General features: G+C 72.0%; 17 protein-coding genes. 7 read left to right on the forward strand and 10 right to left on the reverse strand.

Annotation, left to right across the window (positions count from 1 at the left end; translation table 11 throughout):
• The first annotated feature begins 430 nt into the window (after positions 1 to 430).
• From ACZ4NT_RS10085 to ACZ4NT_RS10100, 4 genes are all read left to right on the forward strand, one after another.
• Positions 431 to 1654, forward strand: coding sequence for an NAD(P)-dependent malic enzyme (locus ACZ4NT_RS10085; RefSeq protein WP_121405929.1), 1224 nt, complete (start codon positions 431 to 433; stop codon positions 1652 to 1654).
• A 289-nt stretch (positions 1655 to 1943) separates the two neighbouring features.
• A complete protein-coding gene (locus tag ACZ4NT_RS10090) occupies positions 1944 to 2909 on the forward strand; it encodes a zinc-binding dehydrogenase (RefSeq protein WP_121406434.1) in 966 nt (321 codons plus the stop codon).
• A gap of 149 nt (positions 2910 to 3058) precedes the next feature.
• Entirely contained in the window at positions 3059 to 3268 is a 210-nt protein-coding gene (locus ACZ4NT_RS10095) for a helix-turn-helix domain-containing protein (protein WP_121405930.1), read from the forward strand.
• Positions 3268 to 3831: a Clp protease N-terminal domain-containing protein gene (locus ACZ4NT_RS10100; protein WP_121405931.1), complete on the forward strand. Its 564-nt coding sequence runs from the start codon at positions 3268 to 3270 to the stop codon at positions 3829 to 3831. The genes ACZ4NT_RS10095 and ACZ4NT_RS10100 overlap by 1 nt, the downstream gene beginning before the upstream one ends.
• A 222-nt stretch (positions 3832 to 4053) precedes the next feature.
• Here the strand turns inward: ACZ4NT_RS10100 and ACZ4NT_RS10105 are convergent, their stop codons facing one another.
• Complete coding sequence (locus ACZ4NT_RS10105; protein ID WP_121405932.1) at positions 4054 to 5139, reverse strand: PadR family transcriptional regulator; 1086 nt, start codon at positions 5137 to 5139, stop codon at positions 4054 to 4056.
• Between the two features lies 1 nt (position 5140).
• Positions 5141 to 5995, reverse strand: coding sequence for a DUF4097 family beta strand repeat-containing protein (locus ACZ4NT_RS10110; protein ID WP_467724608.1), 855 nt, complete (start codon positions 5993 to 5995; stop codon positions 5141 to 5143).
• A gap of 157 nt (positions 5996 to 6152) precedes the next feature.
• Here ACZ4NT_RS10110 and ACZ4NT_RS10115 point away from each other — a divergent pair, with 157 nt between their 5' ends.
• Positions 6153 to 6980 (forward strand): hypothetical protein, encoded by an 828-nt coding sequence (locus tag ACZ4NT_RS10115; protein WP_121406435.1) that lies wholly within the window; start codon positions 6153 to 6155, stop codon positions 6978 to 6980.
• Between the two features lie 30 nt (positions 6981 to 7010).
• Here the strand turns inward: ACZ4NT_RS10115 and ACZ4NT_RS10120 are convergent, their stop codons facing one another.
• The 6 genes from ACZ4NT_RS10120 to ACZ4NT_RS10145 form a co-directional block, all read right to left on the reverse strand.
• Positions 7011 to 7193, reverse strand: a complete 183-nt coding sequence (locus ACZ4NT_RS10120; protein ID WP_005312030.1) for a DUF6104 family protein — start codon at positions 7191 to 7193, stop codon at positions 7011 to 7013.
• Positions 7194 to 7368: 175 nt separating this feature from the next.
• Positions 7369 to 11190 (reverse strand): multifunctional oxoglutarate decarboxylase/oxoglutarate dehydrogenase thiamine pyrophosphate-binding subunit/dihydrolipoyllysine-residue succinyltransferase subunit, encoded by a 3822-nt coding sequence (locus ACZ4NT_RS10125; RefSeq protein WP_121405934.1) that lies wholly within the window; start codon positions 11188 to 11190, stop codon positions 7369 to 7371.
• A 280-nt stretch (positions 11191 to 11470) separates the two neighbouring features.
• Positions 11471 to 12571, reverse strand: coding sequence for a sensor histidine kinase (locus tag ACZ4NT_RS10130; RefSeq protein WP_121405936.1), 1101 nt, complete (start codon positions 12569 to 12571; stop codon positions 11471 to 11473).
• Between the two features lie 40 nt (positions 12572 to 12611).
• Positions 12612 to 13349, reverse strand: coding sequence for a response regulator transcription factor (locus ACZ4NT_RS10135; RefSeq protein ID WP_054236710.1), 738 nt, complete (start codon positions 13347 to 13349; stop codon positions 12612 to 12614).
• Between the two features lie 113 nt (positions 13350 to 13462).
• Positions 13463 to 14140: a spermidine synthase family protein gene (locus tag ACZ4NT_RS10140; protein ID WP_467724611.1), complete on the reverse strand. Its 678-nt coding sequence runs from the start codon at positions 14138 to 14140 to the stop codon at positions 13463 to 13465.
• Positions 14141 to 14384: 244 nt separating this feature from the next.
• Positions 14385 to 15044 (reverse strand): GNAT family N-acetyltransferase, encoded by a 660-nt coding sequence (locus ACZ4NT_RS10145; RefSeq protein WP_467724613.1) that lies wholly within the window; start codon positions 15042 to 15044, stop codon positions 14385 to 14387.
• Between the two features lie 173 nt (positions 15045 to 15217).
• On the opposite strand from ACZ4NT_RS10145, the gene lon reads away from it, so the two are divergent.
• Positions 15218 to 17644 (forward strand): endopeptidase La, encoded by a 2427-nt coding sequence (lon, locus tag ACZ4NT_RS10150; protein ID WP_467724615.1) that lies wholly within the window; start codon positions 15218 to 15220, stop codon positions 17642 to 17644.
• A 75-nt stretch (positions 17645 to 17719) separates the two neighbouring features.
• Here the strand turns inward: lon and ACZ4NT_RS10155 are convergent, their stop codons facing one another.
• Entirely contained in the window at positions 17720 to 18559 is an 840-nt protein-coding gene (locus tag ACZ4NT_RS10155) for a lysozyme (protein ID WP_467724617.1), read from the reverse strand.
• Positions 18560 to 18849: 290 nt separating this feature from the next.
• Here ACZ4NT_RS10155 and ACZ4NT_RS10160 point away from each other — a divergent pair, with 290 nt between their 5' ends.
• Positions 18850 to 19344: a MarR family transcriptional regulator gene (locus ACZ4NT_RS10160; protein ID WP_121405941.1), complete on the forward strand. Its 495-nt coding sequence runs from the start codon at positions 18850 to 18852 to the stop codon at positions 19342 to 19344.
• 45 nt (positions 19345 to 19389) lie between these two features.
• Here the strand turns inward: ACZ4NT_RS10160 and ACZ4NT_RS10165 are convergent, their stop codons facing one another.
• A complete protein-coding gene (locus ACZ4NT_RS10165; protein WP_121405942.1) occupies positions 19390 to 20178 on the reverse strand; it encodes a protein phosphatase 2C domain-containing protein in 789 nt (262 codons plus the stop codon).
• Between the last annotated feature and the right edge of the window lie 285 nt (positions 20179 to 20463).

Consider the following 20463-nt stretch of genomic DNA (forward strand, 5'->3'; position numbering starts at 1 on the left):
TTCAGGGGACTCGCTATGTCAAAATCGGATAACGGGTCACACCCGAACCTCACCCTGCCGGTCCCTCAGGGCCGGATCTTGTGCGGGAATCCCCTGTTCCGGCCGGAAGATCTTCGGCGCATCGAAGGCTGCGAGCGACCGCTTCTGCGCACTTGTGCGGCTTGAGGACCAATCGAGGACTTGTCCACACATGCGGGCATGAGTCATGTCACGCGCGTGTGACCTTCGCACTATGGACTCGTCCGCGACCTGGTCCGTCGGGTAAGAAGGTTCCTTACACCCCTCATCCGGGGCTCAGGGCGCGTGTGCGGCGCGCCCGTCGCGTATCCGCCCGTACGCAACCACGGCGGCAGGGCATACGCGGTGCCCGCCCACGCCTCAACCAGGAGTGGTCACCCTCAAACCTTGAAGACTTAAGGGGTAAAACAAAGTGGCAGCGGAGATCGTCAATCCTCGCAGCGACAGCAGTACGGATCAGGAAGGAGGGGCGGAGCCCCTCGATTCCTTCGACCCGGCATTCGCGCTGCACCGTGGCGGCAAGATGGCCGTGCAGGCCACCGTGCCCGTCCGTGACAAGGACGACCTGTCCCTGGCTTACACGCCCGGCGTGGCGAAAGTGTGCAGCGCCATCGCCGAGCAGCCGGAACTGGTCCACGACTACACATGGAAGTCGTCCGTCGTCGCCGTCGTGACCGACGGCACGGCCGTGCTCGGACTCGGCGACATCGGTCCGGAGGCCTCGCTCCCCGTCATGGAGGGCAAGGCCATCCTCTTCAAGCAGTTCGGCGGCGTCGACGCGGTGCCGATCGCGCTCGACTGCACGGGCGTCGACGAGATCGTCGAGACCGTCGTCCGGCTCGCGCCCTCGTTCGGCGGCATCAACCTGGAGGACATCTCGGCACCGCGGTGCTTCGAGATCGAGCGGCAGCTCCAGGAGCGCCTGGACATCCCGGTCTTCCACGACGACCAGCACGGCACGGCGGTCGTCACGCTCGCCGCGCTGCGCAACGCCGCCCGGCTGACCGGGCGCTCGCTCGGCGAGCTGCGCGCGGTGATCTCGGGCGCCGGTGCGGCCGGGGTCGCCATCGCCAAGTTCCTGCTGGAGGCGGGGCTCGGCGACGTCGCGGTCGCGGACCGCAAGGGCATCGTGTCGCGGGACCGGGACGACCTCACGCCGGTCAAGCGGGAGCTCGCCGAGATCACCAACAAGGCGGGCATCTCCGGTTCGCTGGAGACCGCGCTCGCGGGCGCGGACGTCTTCATCGGCGTCTCCGGCGGTACGGTGCCGGAGCCGGCGGTGGCGTCGATGGCCGAGGGCGCGTTCGTCTTCGCCATGGCCAACCCGGATCCCGAGGTGCACCCGGAGGTCGCGCACAAGTACGCGGCCGTCGTGGCGACCGGCCGGTCCGACTTCCCGAACCAGATCAACAACGTGCTGGCCTTCCCGGGCATCTTCGCCGGTGCGCTCCAGGTCCGGGCGTCCCGGATCACGGAGACGATGAAGATCGCGGCGGCCGAGGCGCTGGCCGCGGTCGTCGGGGACGACCTCGCAGCGGACTACGTGATCCCCTCGCCGTTCGACGAGCGGGTGGCGCCGGCGGTGACGGCCGCGGTGGCCGCTGCCGCTCGGGCGGAGGGTGTGGCTCGCCGCTGAGTCGCGGGCTTCATACGGCCCCGTCGGGATGCGTCCCGGCGGGGCCGGCCTGTTTTCCCGCACTGTGGTCAAAGTTTTTACCTGGGCAGTGGGCCGAGCGGGTGGTGTCCCGTCCCCTGCGCCCCTGCCCGTCCCGTCCCCGGGGACTCCGCCCCGGACCCCCGTCGCGCTGCGCGCTCGTCTCGAGCGCCGGACGGGCCGGAAACCCGTGCCGGTGGCCGGGGGACGGGACGCGTGTCACAGAGGGACCTGGTTCCGTCGGGGAGGGGCGGAGCCTATCGTCATGGTCATGTTCGCTGCCTACGCCGCCCGAATCGACCGTGACCAGCCGCTCTCCGGCCTGGAGTTGGGGGAGCGCCCGGCCCCCGAGCAGAGGCCCGGCTGGACGACCGTGAACGTCAGGGCCGCCTCCCTCAACCATCACGACCTGTGGTCGCTGCGCGGAGTCGGCCTCTCCGAGGACAAGCTGCCGATGATCCTCGGCTGCGACGCCGCCGGCGTCGACCAGGACGGCAACGAGGTCGTCCTGCACTCCGTCATCGGGCAGAGCGGCCACGGCGTCGGACCGGACGAGCCCCGCTCCATCCTCACCGAGCGCTATCAGGGCACGTTCGCCGAGCAGGTCTCCGTCCCCACGTGGAACGTGCTGCCCAAGCCCGAGGAGCTCTCCTTCGAGGAGGCCGCCTGCCTGCCGACGGCCTGGCTGACGGCCTACCGCATGCTCTTCACCAACGCGGGTGTACGGCCCGGCGACTCGGTTCTCGTCCAGGGCGCCGGCGGGGGTGTCGCCACCGCCGCGATCGTGCTGGGCAAGGCCGCCGGCCTGCGTGTCTTCGCCACCAGCCGCGATGAGGCCAAGCGCAAGCGTGCCGTCGAGCTGGGCGCCGTCGAGGCCCTGGAGTCCGGTGCGCGGCTGCCGCAGCGGGTCGACGCCGTCATCGAGACGGTGGGGGCGGCCACCTGGTCCCACTCCGTCAAGTCCCTGCGTCCCGGCGGCACGCTCGTCATCTCCGGCGCCACCAGCGGGGACCGTCCCTCCCATGCCGAGCTGACCCGGATCTTCTTCCTCGAACTCAAGGTCGTCGGTTCCACCATGGGGACCAAGGACGAGCTGGAGGACCTGCTGTCCTTCTGCGCCGCGACCGGTGTACGGCCCGTCATCGACGACGTCCTGCCGCTCGACCGGGCCCGCGAGGGCTTCGAACGCATCGCGTCGGGCGACCAGTTCGGCAAGGTCGTCCTGACCACCGGCTGACCGCCGCCTCGCACTGCCACCGCTTCGCCGCACGGCGGGTCCGGACTCTCCGGGCCCGCCGTCGTCGTGTCCGAGGGGGCCGGGCCACCCCCGGCGGCTGTCGTCAACCATGGTTGACAGAGTCGATCCTGTCAACGTAAGTTGACGTCATGACCGAAGCAACGGATCTCGCCGAGCGCGCGGGCGACCGCGATCCGCGGGTCGGCCTGCGGGCCGTCTCCGCGCTGCGGAGGCTGCTGGAGCAACTGGAGGCCGTGCAGGTGCGCAGTGCGCGCAATCAGGGCTGGTCGTGGCAGGAGATCGCCGCGGAACTCGGCGTGAGCAGGCAGGCCGTGCACAAGAAGTACGGGAGGCAGTGATGTTCGAGCGATTCACCAAGGACGCCCGCGCCGTGGTCACGGGGGCCGTCGAGCACTGCGAACGGACGGGGGACGCACGGGTCGAGGAGGCGCACATGCTGCTCGCCCTGCTCGACCGGGAAGGCAGCCGCGGTTCGTTCGCCCTGTCGTCGCTCGGGCCGGCCGGGGGTCGCGCCTCGGTGGCCCGCGACCTCGCCGAGGCCCGCCGCCGCGGGGGACTGTCCCGCGCCGACGCCGACGCCCTCTCCGGGCTCGGCATCGACCTCACCGAGATCGTCTCCCGGGTCGAGGAGACGCACGGCACCGGCGCCCTGGCGGGCGGCGGGGACACGAGCGGTCGCCGGTCCGGGCGGCGCCCCTTCGCCCGCGGCGCCAAGGATCTGCTCACCGAGTCCCTGCGCGTCGCGGTCGCGCATCGGGACCGGCACATCGGTGACGAGCACCTGCTCCTCGCCCTGACGGCACGCCCCGGCGTCCCCGCCGAGGTGCTCGCCGACCACGGAGTGACCTACGAGGGCGTACGGCGCGTGCTCTGGGGAGGCAGTGCTGCGGAAGCGGGGTGAACGCCCGGCCCGGACCGCGGAGGTACGGACGCCCGGGGCGGCCGTCCGGCAGCGGGGGCGTCGTCCGGCGCGGGGCGGCCGTCCAGCGCCCGGCCCCGCCTCCGGCCGGCGCAGAACCCGGCACCGGGCCGCGCCCCGCACCGGGCCCTCGCCCCGCATCAACCCCCGCCGTGCCGGGCCCCGTGGGTCGGGCCCCCGCCCCACCTCGGGCCCGAGGCCCGGTCAGGGCTTCGGGATGCGGAGTGCCGCGCCGATGTGTGCTGCCGCCGACGACAGGTGGTGGCGCGCCTGGCGGAGCTGATCCTCGGTCACCCCGTGGTCGCGGGCCGCGTCGCGGATGTCGTCGCGGAAGCGGTCCAGGAGGCGGTCGAGGTCGCGGGCGGGGTCACCCGTGGAGTCCTCGTGGGTCCAGGACGGTTCGTACCCGGCGGGGAAGTCGTCCCGCGTGACCGTGTACTCGGGCTCCGGTCCGGAGGCGGGCGCCGTGCCCGCGCGGCCGAAGCCGTGCTCCCTGCCGGGGGCGCCCTTGCCGAAGTCCTTGCCGAAGTCGCCGAACTCCTTGGCCAGTTCGCTGAGCCCCTCGCGCACACCGGTGGGCCAGTCGCCGCGGGCGAAGTGGTCCTGGACCTGCTCCTGGACCCGCCTGGCCATGCGCTGCATCTCCTCCTGCGCCTGGGCGCGGACCTTCTCCTGCGCCTCCTTGGCCTGGCGTCGGGCCCGCTGGGCCTCGTCGCGGGCGCGCCGGCTCTCGTCCTTCGCGCGCCGGGCCTGCTCCTTCCACTCCTGCTTGACCCGCCGCATCTCCTCCTTCGCGAGCCGCCACGCCTCCTTCTCGCCGAAGTCCCCGGAGGCACCCGTGGTCCCGAAGCCGCCCGCGTGGCCGTGCTGTTCGCCCGCTGCGGAGTCGCCCCGGGGCCGGCTCCGGGCCTCCTTGGCCGCCGCCCGCATCTCGCGCCGCAGATCACCCGCGGCACCCCGCACGTCGGCACGGATCTCGGCCGCGAGCTCGGCGACCGACTCGCGGATCTCCAGCTCCAGGTCGGCCAGCTCGCCGCTGCGGTCGGCCAGTTCGGCGCGGCCCGCGTCCGTGATCGCGTACACCTTGCGGCCGCCCTCGGTGGTGTGGGTGACGAGTCCCTCGGCCTCCAGTTTGGCCAGCCGCGGATAGACGGTGCCGGCCGACGGCGCGTACAGACCCTGGAAGCGCTCTTCGAGGAGGCGGATCACCTCGTACCCGTGGCGGGGGGCCTCGTCCAGCAGCTTGAGCAGGTAGAGCCGCAGGCGGCCGTGAGCGAAGACGGGGGGCATCTCAGAGCACCTTCTTGTCGGTCGGTCCGTCGGTCGGCGGCTCGTCCTCCGCCGGAGGCCGCCTCAGCAGGGCGATGGAGCCGGAGGCGGTCACCGCCCGCAGCCTGCCGTTGCCCGCGCCCAGCCTGCCGGTGATCTTCTTGGCGCCCCACTGCCCGCTGACCCGCAGGTCCTCGAAGGCGTTGGAGACCGTGCCGCTCGCGGTGTTCGCCTCCACCTCCGCGTCCGCCGGGTGCGGAAGCCGGATGGCTATCTCACCCGAGACGTTCGACAGGTGGACGTCCGTCGCCGTGCCCGTGGCGTCCAGGTCCACGATCATCGAGCCGCTCACGGACTCCGCCCGCACGCACGAGCCGGCGCCCTCCACGACCGTCAGGTCGCCGGAGACGGAGTTGTAGCGCAGGTCGCCCGTGACGGCCTGCGCCTCCAGGTTCCCGGAGACGGTGCTGACGCGGACGGGGCCCGAGACACCGACGAGTGTCGTGTCGCCGGAGACGCCCCTGACCTCGACCCTGCCCTCCGTGCCGGAGACCACGGCGGCGGCGCCCACCACGCCCACCTCGATCCGGGTGCCGGCCGGCACGGCCAGCGAGACGACCGCGTCCCGGCGCCAGCCCTTGCCGTCGAGCCACTTGAGGAAGCCCTTCCAGGGAAGGTCCTCGTACGCGACCGTCAGGGTGCCGCCCGTCCGGGTCACCACGAGGGGCGGGCCCGTCAGCTCGGAGACCTCCAGCCGGGCGGAACCCTCGTCGGTGCCCACGACGTTCACCGTTCCGTTGACGATGCGCACGTGGAGCTCCGTCACGGGGTCGTCGAACGTGAGCTTCCTCGGCTCTGCGACGGACCACTCGGGCATGGTGCGACCTCCTCGGCCGGTCGGGACACGACACGCCATATCGCGTCTTCCGCACAACACGATATATCGCGGATACGGAAAGTCAAGACACCCGTGTCGAGAGCGACGGAAGGAACAAAAGGGGCAGGCGGGGGGTAAATCGCTCTAACGTATGTCCATGCCGACCACTCCCGACGAGCCCACGGCCGCGTCCGCCGGTGCCCTGCTGCTCTGCCGGGCCGACCCCGGCACCGTCGGCCCCGCCGCACAGCTGCTGCGGGAGCGGATGGAGGTCGTCGCGGCGGGCCGCGAATGGAGCGCGCTGGTCCCCGAGGGCAGCCCCTGGGCCGACGGCACGGAGCCCGTCGACCGAGTGGTCACCGGATGGGCCGCGGCCCTCGCCGTCGGCGCGCCGTGGCCCGTACTCGCCCTCTGGTGGGACACCGACCGCAGCGGATACACCCTGGCCTCGGGATTCCGCCGCCCCGTCGGCTACGAGTGGCTGGCGAACGGCACCCCGGTCGGCGAGGACGAGGCGATGCGGACCTTCGCCGCGCGCCTCGGCCTCGACCCGGTCCTCGACATGCAGGCTCTCGAACGGCTGACGCGGCCCGACCCGGTGGCCGACGCCGGGGCACGCGTGCGCGGTCTGCTCGCCGTCCTGATGAGCGCCGGGGTCTCCCTGCCGGACGGGCTGGTCCCCGGTGCCCCCGCCCACCGGCTGAAGGAGGCCGCCGGGGCGCTGCCGGGCGCCCGACCGGTCACCTGGTCCGGCTGGCGCGAGGCCGTCCACGCGGAACTCGACGTCGTCGAGGACACCGGCCTGGGCCCCTGGATCCGGGGCCCGCGGGCCCGCGCCCTCGCCGTCCTGCAACTGGCCGTGGGCCTGCCGCTGACCGCCTACGGCCTCCGGCGCCGCAGCGGCGGCTGGACGGTGTCGGGCACCCTGCTGCTGGTCCGCGGCGCCCTGGGCCTCGTCTACGACCGCGTCCGCGCCCGCGCCTGACCCGCCCGCCGGCCGGCGGCCTTCCCGGGCCTACTCCTCGTCGTCCTCGTCGTCCAGCCGCGCCAGCCACGTGGCGAGCCGCTCGACCGGCACCTCGAAGTCCGGGTTGAGATCGACGAACGTACGCAGCTGCTCGGCGAGCCACTCGAAGGTGACCTCCTCCTCGCCGCGCCGCTTCTCCAGTTCCTCGATGCCACGGTCGGTGAAGTACACGGATGCTCTCCTGGGACGGGGCCGGCCGCGGCCGGCCGGGGGCCGTACCCCTCAAGGTTATGCGGCCCGCGACGGCCGTCCCGTACCGCGTCGGACGCCCCGGCGAACGGGACCGGCCCCACCGCCTGGCAGGGCGGTGGGGCCGGTCCTCGGTCGCTCGGGGGTGCTCAGCGGCTCACGCCTCGAACACCTCGCGCACCAGCTGCTCCTGCTCCGCCTGGTGGCGCTTGGCCGAACCCACCGCCGGGGAGGACGAGTGCGGACGCGAGATGCGCCGCAGCCGCTCGCCGTGCGGGACGTCCGCGCCGACCGCCAGGTCCAGGTGGTCGATCAGGTTGAGGGCGATGAAGGGCCATGCGCCCTGGTTCGCCGGCTCCTCCTGGGCCCACAGGTACTTCTCGGCGTTCGGGTACTTGGCGATCTCCGCCTGGAGCTCGGCACCCGGCAGCGGGTACAGGCGCTCGATGCGGATGATGGCCGTGTCCGTGACACCGCGCTTGGTGCGCTCCGCCTCCAGGTCGTAGTAGACCTTTCCGGCGCAGAAGACGACCTTGCGGACCGAGGCCGGGTCCACGGACGCGTCGCCGATGACCGGACGGAACTGGCCCGTCGTGAACTCCTCCGCCTTCGACGCCGCCGCCTTCAGGCGCAGCATCGACTTCGGCGTGAAGACCACCAGCGGCTTGTGGTGCGGGTTGTGCACCTGCCACCGCAGGAGGTGGAAGTAGTTCGACGGGAGCGTCGGCATGGCGACCGTCATGTTGTTCTGCGCGCACATCTGGAGGAAGCGCTCCGGGCGGGCGGACGAGTGGTCCGGGCCCTGGCCCTCGTAACCGTGCGGGAGGAGCAGGGTGACGCCCGACGTCTGGGCCCACTTCTGCTCCGCCGACGAGATGAACTCGTCCACGACCGTCTGCGCGCCGTTGACGAAGTCGCCGAACTGCGCCTCCCACATCACCAGCGCCTCGGGGCGGGCCAGCGAGTAGCCGTACTCGAAGCCCATCGCCGCGTACTCGCTGAGCAGCGAGTCGTAGACGTTGTAGCGGGCCTGGTCCTCGGACAGGTACAGCAGCGGCGTGAAGTCCTCGCCCGTCTCGCGGTCGATGAGGACCGCGTGGCGCTGGCCGAAGGTGCCGCGGCGGGAGTCCTGGCCGGAGAGGCGGACCGGGGTGCCCTCCAGGAGCAGGGAGCCGATCGCGAGCGTCTCGCCCATGCCCCAGTCGATCGTGCCGTCCTCGACCATCGACGCGCGGCGCTGCAGCTGGGGCAGCAGACGCGGGTGGACGGTGACGCGGTCGGGGATGTTGACCTGGGACTCGGCGATCCGCTTGACGACCTCCGCGGAGACCGCGGTGTTCACGGCGACCGGGAACTGGGCCTGCGGGTCGGAGACGGGCGCCTCGCCCGGCTGCGACGTGGCCTCACGGACCTCCGTGAAGACCTTCTCCAGCTGGCCCTGGTAGTCCTGCAGCGCCTGCTCGGCCTCCTCCAGGGTGATGTCCCCGCGACCGATGAGGGACTCGGTGTAGAGCTTGCGCACCGAGCGCTTCTTGTCGATCAGGTCGTACATCAGCGGCTGGGTGAAGGCCGGGTTGTCCGACTCGTTGTGACCGCGGCGGCGGTAGCAGATGAGGTCGATGACGACGTCCTTGTTGAACGCCTGGCGGAACTCGAAGGCCAGGCGAGCGACGCGGACGACGGCCTCGGGGTCGTCGCCGTTCACGTGGAAGATCGGCGCCTCGATCATGCGGGCCACGTCGGTGGCGTACATCGAGGAGCGCGAGGACTCCGGGGCGGCGGTGAAGCCGACCTGGTTGTTGATGACGACGTGAACCGTGCCGCCGGTGCGGTAGCCGCGCAGCTGGGACATGTTGAGCGTCTCGGCCACGACGCCCTGGCCGGCGAAGGCCGCGTCACCGTGCAGGGCGACCGGCAGGACCGTGAAGTCCGTGCCGCCCTTGTTGATGATGTCCTGCTTGGCGCGGGCGATGCCCTCGAGGATCGGGTCGACCGCCTCCAGGTGCGAGGGGTTCGCGGCCAGCGAGACCTTGATCTGCTCGCCGTCGAGGCCGGTGAAGGTGCCCTCGGCGCCCAGGTGGTACTTCACGTCGCCGGAGCCGTGCATCGACTTCGGGTCGAGGTTGCCCTCGAACTCGCGGAAGATCTGCGCGTACGACTTGCCGACGATGTTGGCGAGGACGTTCAGCCGGCCGCGGTGGGCCATGCCGATGACGACCTCGTCCAGGCGCGACTCGGCGGCCGAGTCGAGCACCGCGTCGAGCAGCGGGATGACGGACTCGCCGCCCTCCAGGGAGAAGCGCTTCTGGCCGACGTACTTCGTCTGCAGGAAGGTCTCGAAGGCCTCCGCCGCGTTCAGCCGGCGCAGGATGCGCAGCTGCTCCTCGCGCTCCGGCTTGGTGTGCGAGCGCTCGATGCGGTCCTGGATCCACCTGCGCTGCTTGGGGTCCTGGATGTGCATGAACTCGACACCGGTGGTGCGGCAGTACGAGTCGCGCAGCACGCCGAGGATGTCGCGCAGCTTCATCAGGGACTTGCCGGCGAAGCCGCCGACGGCGAACTCGCGCTCCAGGTCCCAGAGCGTGAGGCCGTGCTCGGTGATGTCCAGGTCGGGGTGCTTGCGCTGGCGGTACTCCAGCGGGTCGGTGTCGGCCATGACGTGGCCGCGGACCCGGTAGGAGTGGATCAGCTCGAAGACCCGCGCCGCCTTGGTGACGTCGTCGTCGTGCGAGGCGTCGATGTCCTTGAGCCAGCGGACCGGCTCGTAGGGGATGCGCAGCGCCTCGAAGATCTCGTCGAAGAAGCCGTTCTCGCCGAGCAGCAGGTTCGCGACGATCCGCAGGAACTCGCCGGAGGCGGCGCCCTGGATGACCCGGTGGTCGTAGGTCGACGTGAGCGTCATGACCTTCGAGATGCCGAGCTTGTTCAGGGTGTCCTGGGAGGTGCCCTGGAACTCCGCGGGGTAGTCCATGGAGCCGACGCCCATGATGACCGACTGTCCGGGCATCAGGCGCGGGACCGAGTGGACGGTGCCGAGGCCGCCGGGGTTGGTCAGCGAGACCGTGACCCCGGTGAAGTCGTCCATCGTCAGCTTGCCGTCGCGGGCGCGGCGGACGATGTCCTCGTAGGCCTGCCAGAACTCGAAGAAGTTCAGCGTCTCGGCCTTCTTGATGCCCGCGACGACCAGCTGGCGGTCGCCGTTGGGCTTCACCAGGTCGATGGCGAGGCCGAAGTTGACGTGCGGCGGCTTGACGAGGGTGGGCTTCCCGTCCTTCTCCGTGTAGTGCCAGTTCATCGACGGCATGGCCTTGATGGCCTGCACCATCGCGTAGCCGATGAGGTGGGTGAAGGAGATCTTCCCGCCCCGGGCGCGCTTCAGGTGGTTGTTGATGACGATGCGGTTGTCGAACAGCAGCTTCACCGGGACCGCGCGCACGGACGTGGCCGTGGGCAGCTCCAGGGAGGCGTTCATGTTCTTCGCGACGGCGCCGGCGGGGCCGCGCAGCGTCACGTACTCGGGGCCTTCGGGGGCCTCGGTGGCCGGTGCGGCCTTCGGCTTCGCGGCGGCCGGAGCGGCCTTGGCGGGAGCCGGGGCGGCGGCAGCGGGCTTCGGGGCCGCCGGAGCGGCCGGAGCTGCGGCGGGGGCCGCAGGGGCGGCCTGGGCCGGTGCGGCCTGGGCCGGAGCCGCGGGTGCCGCGGGCGCGGCCTGCGCCGGGGCGGCAGGCGCGGCCGGAGCCGATGCGCTGGTGCCTGCGGCCCCCGTGGCCGCAGTACCCGCCGCAGCCGTGGCGGTCGCGCCGCCCGGCTTGTAATCGGCGAAGAAGTCCCACCAGGCTCGGTCTACCGAGTTCGGGTCCTGGAGGTACTGCTGATAGATCTCGTCGACGAGCCACTCATTGGGACCGAACGCCGCAGCCGGGTTCTTCCCGGCTTGGTCGTCGGTCGAGATGCTCGAGTTACTGGGGGACTGTGGCGACACGGCGGCAACCGCCCTCTTCCGCTTCACAAGGTGATGGACAGCGGGAATAAAGGCTACGCCTCCCCGGCCGAGAAGGTCAGGCCGGGCTGGTCATCGTCGCGTAAGTCACATCGGAAAGCGTGTTTCGGGGCTGGAAATGGCGGGAAACAAGCGTGGTTCCGCTTCGGAGCGGGTACGTCGGCCCGGCCGCACGGCCTTGCGGACGCGGGCCCCTGCCTGCTCACACGTGTCCGCCAGTGCGGACAGAGGTGGATCTTGTGGCTCCGGTTCGAACCCTACGTCAACTCGGCAGTGAAGACAGGCCCGGAAGGGTGACCTGGATCCGGCAGCCCCGCTGGGATTCGGCCACTCCGATCCGGCCGCCGTGCAGATCGACCGCCCAGCGGGCGATGGCGAGCCCCAGGCCCGTACCGCCGTCGCTGCCCGGGCCGTGCGGCGAGGGGACGCCACCGCGGTTGAACCGCTCGAAGACCCGGTGCCACTCCGACTTCGGGATGCCGGGGCCCTCGTCGAGGACCTCCAGGTCCAGCGACTCGGGGGAGACGCCCCGGCGGGCCTTCACCGTCACCCGGCCGTGCGGCGGGCTGTGCTTGACCGCGTTGTCGATGAGGTTGGCGACGACCTGGTGGATCCGCTCGGGGTCCGCGTGGGCGGTCAGCTCGGGCGGGGACACGTCCAGGTGCAGGTGGACGTCCGTGCGGGTGTGGCTGCCGGAGCCGGAGGCGATGCCCGCGCGCGCGGAGGCTACCATGTTGGCCTCCTTGAGGACGCCGGACAGGTACGGCCAGACCTCGAAGCGGCGCTTCTTCAGCGGCACGACGCCGTTGTCGAGCCGGGAGAGGTCGAGCAGGGTCTCCACCAGGCGGCCGAGGCGCTCGGTCTGCTTCAGGGCCGTGCGCATCGTCTCGGGGTCGGCGGCCGAGACGCCGTCGACCACGTTCTCCAGGACCGCGCGCAGGCCGGCGATGGGGGTGCGCAGCTCGTGGGAGACATTGGCCACGAGTTCCTTGCGCTGGCGGTCCTGGGCCTCCAGCTCGTCCGCCATGAGGTTGATCGTCTGGGCCAGGTCGCCCAGCTCGTCCCGGCGGCCGTCGCTCACCCGGCGCGTGTAGTCGCCGTGCGAGATGGACCGGGCGACCGTGTTCATCTCGTCCAGCGGGGCGGTGAGCGAATGCGCCACGAACTGCGTGATCAGCAGGGTGGCGATCATCGAGAAGACGGTGATGAAGCGCAGCTCGGTCTCGGTGCGCACCGCGATCATGAGCAGGCCGGTGGTGATGAGGACGGAGACCACGACCAGCGTGCCGAGCTTCGTCTTGATCGAGAAGGGCCGTACGCCTCCCCAGGGGCCTGCACCCTTGCGCGCCCCGAACCCGCTCATCACATCCGCCCCCTCAAGAGGTCCCGAACAGCGGCCCGGCTCAGGGAGTCGGGGTCTCCAGCGCGTAGCCCACGCCGTGGACCGTGCGGATGCGCTCGGCGCCGATCTTCCGGCGCAGGGCCTTGATGTGGCTGTCGACGGTGCGCGTCCCGGAGGCGTCCGCCCAGTCCCAGACCTCGGCGAGCAGCTGCTCGCGGGACAGCACCGCGCGCGGGGTGTTCGCCAGGCAGACCAGCAGGTCGAACTCGGTGGGCGTCAGGTGCACGTCCTCGGAGCGGACCCGGACCCGGCGCTGGGCGTGGTCGATCTCCAGCTCGCCGAGGCGCAGGATGCCGCTGCGCGGCGTCGACGCGGCCACCACGGCACGCTCCACGCGGCGCAGCAGGACGTGCACCCGGGCGGCCAGCTCGCGCATCGAGAACGGCTTCGTCATGTAGTCGTCGGCACCGACGCCGAGGCCGACCAGCATGTCCGTCTCGTCGTCGCGGGCCGTGAGCATGAGGACGGGTACCGGGCGCTGGGCCTGCACGCGGCGGCAGACCTCCAGGCCGTCGAAGCCGGGCAGCATGATGTCGAGGATCAGCAGGTCGGGCTGCCAGGCCTCGGCGGTGTCGACCGCGGCCGGGCCGTCGCCCGCCGTCTGCACCAGGAATCCCTCGGCTCGCAGACGGGCCGCGATGGCGTCGACGATCGTCGGGTCGTCCTCGACCACCAGCACCCGCCGCTGAGCGCCGGGCGTCGCCGCCGTGCCGTTGTGGGAGGTGTGTGTCTGCTCCATCGCCCGCCCCTGAAGTGTGCTTTCCGGAATCCGTGGGGTGATCCCATGACTGCGCTTGACGCTTGAATGATCCGCGTCAGGGAAGCAGAGTACGGGCAGTCACCGCGGCTCGGCTATCCAGGCCTTACCGCGAGGTGCACCACGTCGGGAACGCCCCGGGCAACGGGGATCTCTTCGGTACGCACCCGTTGGAATCCGGCATTCCGCAAGGTTCCTTCAAATTCCGGAGAGGGTTGCGCGGACCACACCGCGAGCACGCCGCCGGGCCTCAACGCCCGTGCGCAGCTTGCCAGTCCGGCCTCGGCGTACAGGCTGTCGTTGCCCTCGGTGACCGTCCAGCCGGGTCCGTTGTCGATGTCCAGGCACAGGGCGTCGTACGTGGCGGAGATCTCATTGACGTGCGCGACGAGATCGGCCTCCAGGATTTCCGTCCGCGGATCGGCGAGCGCCTCGGAGGACAGCGCGGAGAGCGGTCCGTCGCGGTGCCAGCCGATGACGGCCGACTCGCGCTCGACGACGGTGATGCGGCCCCAGCGCGGATCCGCGGCGGCGTGTGCGAGCGAGAAGCCGACGCCGAGGCCGCCGATCAGCACGCTCGGCGCCGCGCGCCCGTCCAGGGCGTCGTACGCGGCGTCGACGAGCAGCCGCTCCGAGCGGCCGTCGGAGGTGTCCATCAGGAAGCATCCGTTGGCGATGATCTGCAGCAGCCCGCCGTGGCGCCGCAGCACGACCTCGCCGTACGGGCCCTCCCGGCGATCGATGACCACAGGGGTGTCGTACGTGGCAGTCATGGCGCCCATCCTGGCAGTTGCGCGGCAGGTCCCGGCGGGATTTTCCGACCGCCCGGGCGACCTCGGGGCTCGACCGCCCCGGCCGCCCCGCGACCGCCCGGGCGTTCCCGGGCTCGACCGCCCCGGCCGCCCCCGGGGCTCGTGCGCCGGGGGCCGCAGCGGTGGGAGTCCGCCCCGGCCGGGGCCACCGCGCCCCCGAGCCGGGGCCGGTGCCCTCGTCGGGTTTCGCCGCCCGGCGCCCCTCTCAGCCCGCCGTGTGGCGCGCGCTCGTCAGCGGCGCCTCCACCCGCCACCCCAGGGACTCGTACAGGGCCCGGCCGTCCGGTGTGCCGGCCAGGACTCCCGTCACGGCGCCCTGCGCGACCGCCGTGTGGACGAGGGTGCGGACGACCAGCCGGCCCAGGCCTCTGCGGCGGTGCTCCGGGGCGGTCTCGATCCGGTCGAGGACCGCGGTCGCGCCGGTCGGTGCGACCTGGCCGTGGGCCGCCCAGGAGCCGTCCGGCGCGACGACGAGGGCGTGGCCCACCCCGCCCCGCGACCAGCTGCGCAGCCGGTACCCCTGCGGAGGCCCGCCGCCGTCGCCGGACGTCGTGCCGGAGCCGGTCAGCCCGGCCGTCATGAGGAAACCCGGCTCCGGGTCCACCCACCAGCCCGCGCCCAGTGAGGGCCCGACGGCCGACGGCTCCGCGAAGACCTTGAGCCACACGCCGGTCCCGGTCACCGCGTCCGCGACCTTCCGCACGGCCGCCTCCTCGACGGCGTCCCCGGTCGCGTCGAACACGTGCCGTGTGACGTGCTCCGCCTGCCCCACGTCGATCGTGTACCCCCAGCGCTCCGTCACGGGCGGTGCCGCTCCCCGGGACACCACCCACCCGTCCACCCACGCCCGCACGATCCCGCCCACCGCAACCTCCGTAATAGGCAATGACGTATTTGGAGTATTACCCAACCTGCCTGCGCGGGTCGAGATGGCGGTCCGTGGAAGTGATCGCTCAGAGCGAACGCGGCGAGGGGAACAATCGGAGGCTCACGTGCATTGAGTCGGCATAGCTCAACTTGACTGCCGAAGGGGAGATCATGGCTACTGAGTCCACGGCGTTCACACCGCTCATCCTGCCCGTGCTGCCGCTCGACGACGAGGTCGTGCTGCCCGGAATGGTGGTTCCGCTGGACCTGAACGACGCCGACGTCCGCGCCGCGGTGGAGGCCGCCCAGGCCGCCGCGCGGTCCGAACCCGGCAAACCGAAGGTGCTGCTGGTGCCCCGCGTCGACGGGGCGTACCCGGGCACGGGCGTGCTCGGCACCGTCGAGCAGGTCGGCCGCCTGGCCGACGGCGACCCGGGCGCCCTGATCCGCGGGCGGGGGCGCGTGAAGATCGGCGCGGGCACCACCGGCCCCGGTGCCGCCCTGTGGGTCGAGGGCACGCGAATCGACGAGACCGTGCCCGACCCGCTGCCCGGCCAGGTGGCGGACCTCGTCAAGGAGTACAAGGCCCTCGCCACCAGCTGGCTGCGCAAGCGCGGCGCCTGGCAGGTCGTGGACCGGGTGCAGGCCATCGAGGACGTCTCCGCCCTCGCCGACAATTCCGGTTACTCGCCCTTCCTCTCCACGGAGCAGAAGGTGGCGCTGCTGGAGACCGCCGACCCGGTCGCCCGGCTGAAGCTGGCCACCGAGCAGCTCCGCGAGCACCTCGCCGAGCAGGACGTCGCCGAGTCCATCGCCAAGGACGTCCAGGAAGGCGTCGACAAGCAGCAGCGCGAGTTCCTGCTGCGCCGCCAGCTCGAAGCCGTACGCAAGGAACTGCGCGAGCTGAACGGGGATTCCCAGGACGGCGAGGAGTCCGACGACTACCGGGCGCGCGTGGAGGCCGCCGATCTCCCCGAGAAGGTCCGTGAGGCCGCTCTCAAGGAGGTCGAGAAGCTGGAGCGCGCGAGCGACCAGTCGCCCGAGGGCTCCTGGATCCGCACCTGGCTCGACACCGTGCTCGAACTCCCGTGGAACGAGCGCACCGAGGACGCGTACGACATCCGGGGCGCCCAGCGCGTACTGGACGCCGAGCACGCGGGCCTGCAGGACGTGAAGGAGCGCATCACGGAGTACCTGGCGGTGCGCAAGCGGCGCGGCGACCGGGGCCTGGGCGTGGTCGGCGGCCGGCGCGGCGGTGCCGTGCTCGCGCTCGTCGGACCGCCCGGCGTCGGCAAGACCTCGCTCGGCGAGTCCGTCGCGCACGCCATGGGCCGCAAGTTCGTCCGTGTCGCCCTCGGCGGTGTGCGGGACGAGGCGGAGATCCGGGGCCACCGCCGCACCTATGTCGGCGCGCTGCCCGGCCGGATCGTCCGCGCGATCAAGGAAGCCGGGTCGATGAACCCGGTCGTGCTGCTCGACGAGATCGACAAGGTCGGTTCCGACTTCCGCGGGGACCCTGCCGCGGCGCTGCTCGAAGTGCTCGACCCGGCGCAGAACCACACCTTCCGCGACCACTACCTGGAGGTCGAACTGGACCTCTCGGACGTGGTGTTCCTGGCCACGGCCAACGTGCTCGAAGCCATCCCGGAGGCGCTGCTCGACCGGATGGAGCTGGTCCGCCTGGACGGCTACACCGAGGACGAGAAGGTCGTCATCGCCCGCGACCACCTGCTCCCGCGTCAGCTGGAGCGGGCCGGTCTGGAGAAGGACGAGGTCGCGCTCGACGAGAGCGCGCTGCGCAAGCTCGCCGGCGAGTACACCCGGGAGGCGGGTGTGCGGAACCTGGAGCGGTCGGTGGCCCGGCTGCTGCGCAAGGTCGCGGCCCAGCACGAACTGGGCGATCGGGAGCTGCCGTTCACGGTGACCGACGCGGATCTGCGCGGTCTCATCGGGCGGCCGCACCACGTGCCGGAGTCCGCCCAGGACCCGGCCGAGCGCCGTACGGCGGTGCCCGGGGTCGCGACCGGCCTCGCGGTCACCGGCGCGGGCGGCGACGTCCTCTACGTGGAGGCGTCGCTGGCCGACCCGGAGACGGGCGCGGCGGGTCTGACCCTGACGGGCCAGCTCGGCGACGTGATGAAGGAGTCCGCGCAGATCGCGCTGAGCTTCCTGCGCTCCCGCGGAGCCGAACTGGAGCTGCCGGTCGGCGACCTGAAGGACCGGGGTGTGCACATCCACTTCCCGGCGGGCGCCGTCCCGAAGGACGGACCGAGCGCGGGCGTCACGATGACGACGGCCCTGGCGTCGCTGCTCAGCGGCCGACTGGTCCGCACGGACGTGGCGATGACCGGTGAGGTGTCCCTGACCGGACGGGTGCTGCCCATCGGCGGCGTCAAGCAGAAGCTGCTGGCCGCCCACCGGGCGGGTGTGACCACGGTCGTCATCCCCAAGCGCAACGAGGCCGACCTGGACGACGTCCCGGCCGAGGTGCTGGAGAAGCTCGACGTGCACGCGGTCACGGACGTCCGCCAGGTACTGGAGCTGGCGCTCGCCCCGGCGACGAACGGCGCGGAGGCGGAGGTGCCGGTGGCGGCGTGAGGGACGCCCACCGGTCGGGGAGGCCCGGGCCCCTGCGGGGTCCGGGCCTTCCCGCGCCGTCGTGCCGGACGGCCCCTAGCCGTTGGCGAGGGCGGCCACGCGGTCGAGGGCGCCGTTGAACTTGTCGTGGTCGCCGACCGTCGGGCCCGAGGACGTGTACTGCCACATCGTGTAGAAGCCCCAGCCGGCGGGCAGCGTGCCCGGGTCGGCGGCGTAACGGGCGATCCACAGCGGGTTGGCCGTGGCGAAACCGCCGTAGTTGCCGGTGCACTGGGTCCACCAGGTGGTGGCCGTGTAGAGGACGGCGTCCCGGCCGGTGCGCGCCTTGTACTGGTTCAGGAAGTCGCGGATCCAGGTGACCATCGCGCTCTGGGTCTTGCCGTAGCAGGCGGCTCCGTACGGGTTCCATTCGATGTCGAGGGCGCCCGGCAGGGTCCTGCCGTCCCGCGACCAGCCGCCGCCGTGGTCCACGAAGTAGTTCGCCTGGGTGGCCCCGCCGGTCGTGTCGGGGGTCGCGAAGTGGTACGAGCCGCGGATCATGCCCACGTTGTAGGAGCCGTTGTACTGCTGGGCGAAGTAGGGGCTCGTGTAGTACGTCCCCTCCGTCGCCTTGACGTAGGCCCACCTGACCCCGCTGTTCCACAGGGTCGACCAGGCGACGTTGCCCTGGTGGCTGCTGACGTCGACGCCCTCCGTCTGGGCGGCGTCACCGGTGGACGGCGTCCCGTCCCGGCCGTCGTGCGCGAGGACGCCCATCCCCATGTGGGCGGAGCCGCGGGCGGGCGTGTCTGCGGCCTCGGCGAGCGTCGCCGGAAGGGTGAGCAGGAGGGCGAGCGCGGCGAGCAGGACGCCGGCCCTGGGGAGAGGCTGGGCGAAGCGCGGGGGGCGGGCGGTTCCGCATCTGTGCACGGGCATGGCGTGCCTCCGAGGGGTTCGGTGGTGCGCGGTGATGCTCGGTGGGGGGAGAGCGGGAGAACCACGGGCAGCCGCACGCGCTCCTGGGGAGACGGGTCGTCCTCGACCGGTCGATGGCGTGGGCATGCCAGTCTTTGCCTGCTGAAGAAGCTACGCACGTAGAAGAGGGGGTGGGAAGAGGGGCCGGAGGCTGCCGTTGGTCTACTCCTGCGAAATACTGACGGAGCTGCGGCAACGGCCACTTTTGGCGGAAACTTTCAGGATCGGGAAACCGGGTCAGGGGTGCTGACGTGCACGAGCACGCGACGGACGACGGGCATCACGTCGAATCCACCACGGCGGGGAATGGTGTGGACCAGGAATTCCCCGCGCTGGAACGCGAGTTGACCGTGTTTCTGCGACGCGCCCGCGCCTCCTCCGGCGAGATGGCCCGGGAGGTCCACCCCGACCTGGAGTCCTCCGCCTACGGGCTCCTGGTCCGGCTGGAGGAGTGCGGCCGCCAGCGGGCCACCGAACTCGCCGCGTACATCGGGGTGGGGAAGGCGACCATGTCCCGCCAGCTGCGCGCCCTGGAGGAACTCGGCCTCGTCGCCCGCGAGCCCGACCCGGCGGACGGCCGCGCCTGGCTCGTCCACCTCACGGAGGAGGGACGGGTGCGCTTCCGGGCGGTACGGGAGGCGCGCCGCGCGCGCTACGTCCGCCAGCTCGCCGGCTGGGACCCGCGCGAGGTCGCGGAACTGGCGCGGCTGCTGCATCAGTTGAACCGGGGAGTGGAAGGCGCGTAGGGGCGCCGTCCGGGGCCGGACCGCCGGCGGCCCCTTCCCGGGGGCTCACAGCTCCACGAACACCACCGTCGCGTCGTCGTGGGTCTTGCCGCGGCGCGGATGCGTCCGGTTCTCGGCGTCCGCCGTCTCCAGCGCCCGGGTGCGCTCGACGAGCGACTCCGCACCCTCCTTGCGGACGAGGGTGAACAGGTCCGTCCAGCCGCCCTGATGGAACTTCTCCGTCCAGCGGGCCGCCCCGTCCGTCAGGGCGGCCAGGGCGCGGACGTCCCGCCGGGGCAGGGTCCCGGTCACCGCCCGCCGGGCCACCGAGACGTCGGCCGCCGCGGTGAAGAAGCCGCCCTCCTTGTTGCGGACGGTCGCGTCCGCGACGGCGTCCGTGGCCAGGGAGGCCATCGGGATGCGGGAGAGGCGGTCGTCCAGCACCGCGGTCACCTCGCCGGTGGGGGCCTGGAGCAGCAGCGCGGAGTCCGACAGCACCAGGTATTCGACCGTGTGGGCGGACCAGCGCGCGAGGACGACGGTTGCCTGGGGCGTGCGCGGGTGAGAAAGGTCACACGTGTCGGCGTGTGCCGCGGCCGTCCGCCGGATCGCGTGCGTGAGCACCTCCGGCAGCGTCACATCCGGTTGCGAAACGGATAGTTCGGTCAGCGCCCCGCCCAGTCGCGCGGTGAACCAGGGGACCGAATGCCGACAGCCGGCGTCCCCCTTCGGGGGCGTCACGCCGTCCAGCACGACCAGGGCGCCGCCCTGTCCTGAGGCCGGAAGTCCGACCGCGGCGAAGTCCTCATTGGGGCGGTCCGGGTCACCGGGCCGCGTGACGAGTTCAGTGCGCATCCGGCCAGTCTGCACGAGGCCTTCACACCATTGACCGAAGACCGGCGCCGGCCGCCGGACGGCGCCGACCGCCAGGTCAGACGCCTGGTTTGGCATGGAATGATCGACTCCGGTGACGCGTGGCGGCGAATACTGCCAAAGCGCGCCGCCGACGTCCAACCGGCCCGCCGCGCGGGCCCGCGGCACGCGCCGCGGGAACTTGCCCGCCAACTCCTCGCCGAGGTTCACTCCTTCGGGTGGCGGCTCGGACGATGCGGGACCACTGCCCACCGGCACTGGGAGGGT

Source organism: Streptomyces sp. NPDC026417, from assembly GCF_055567695.1.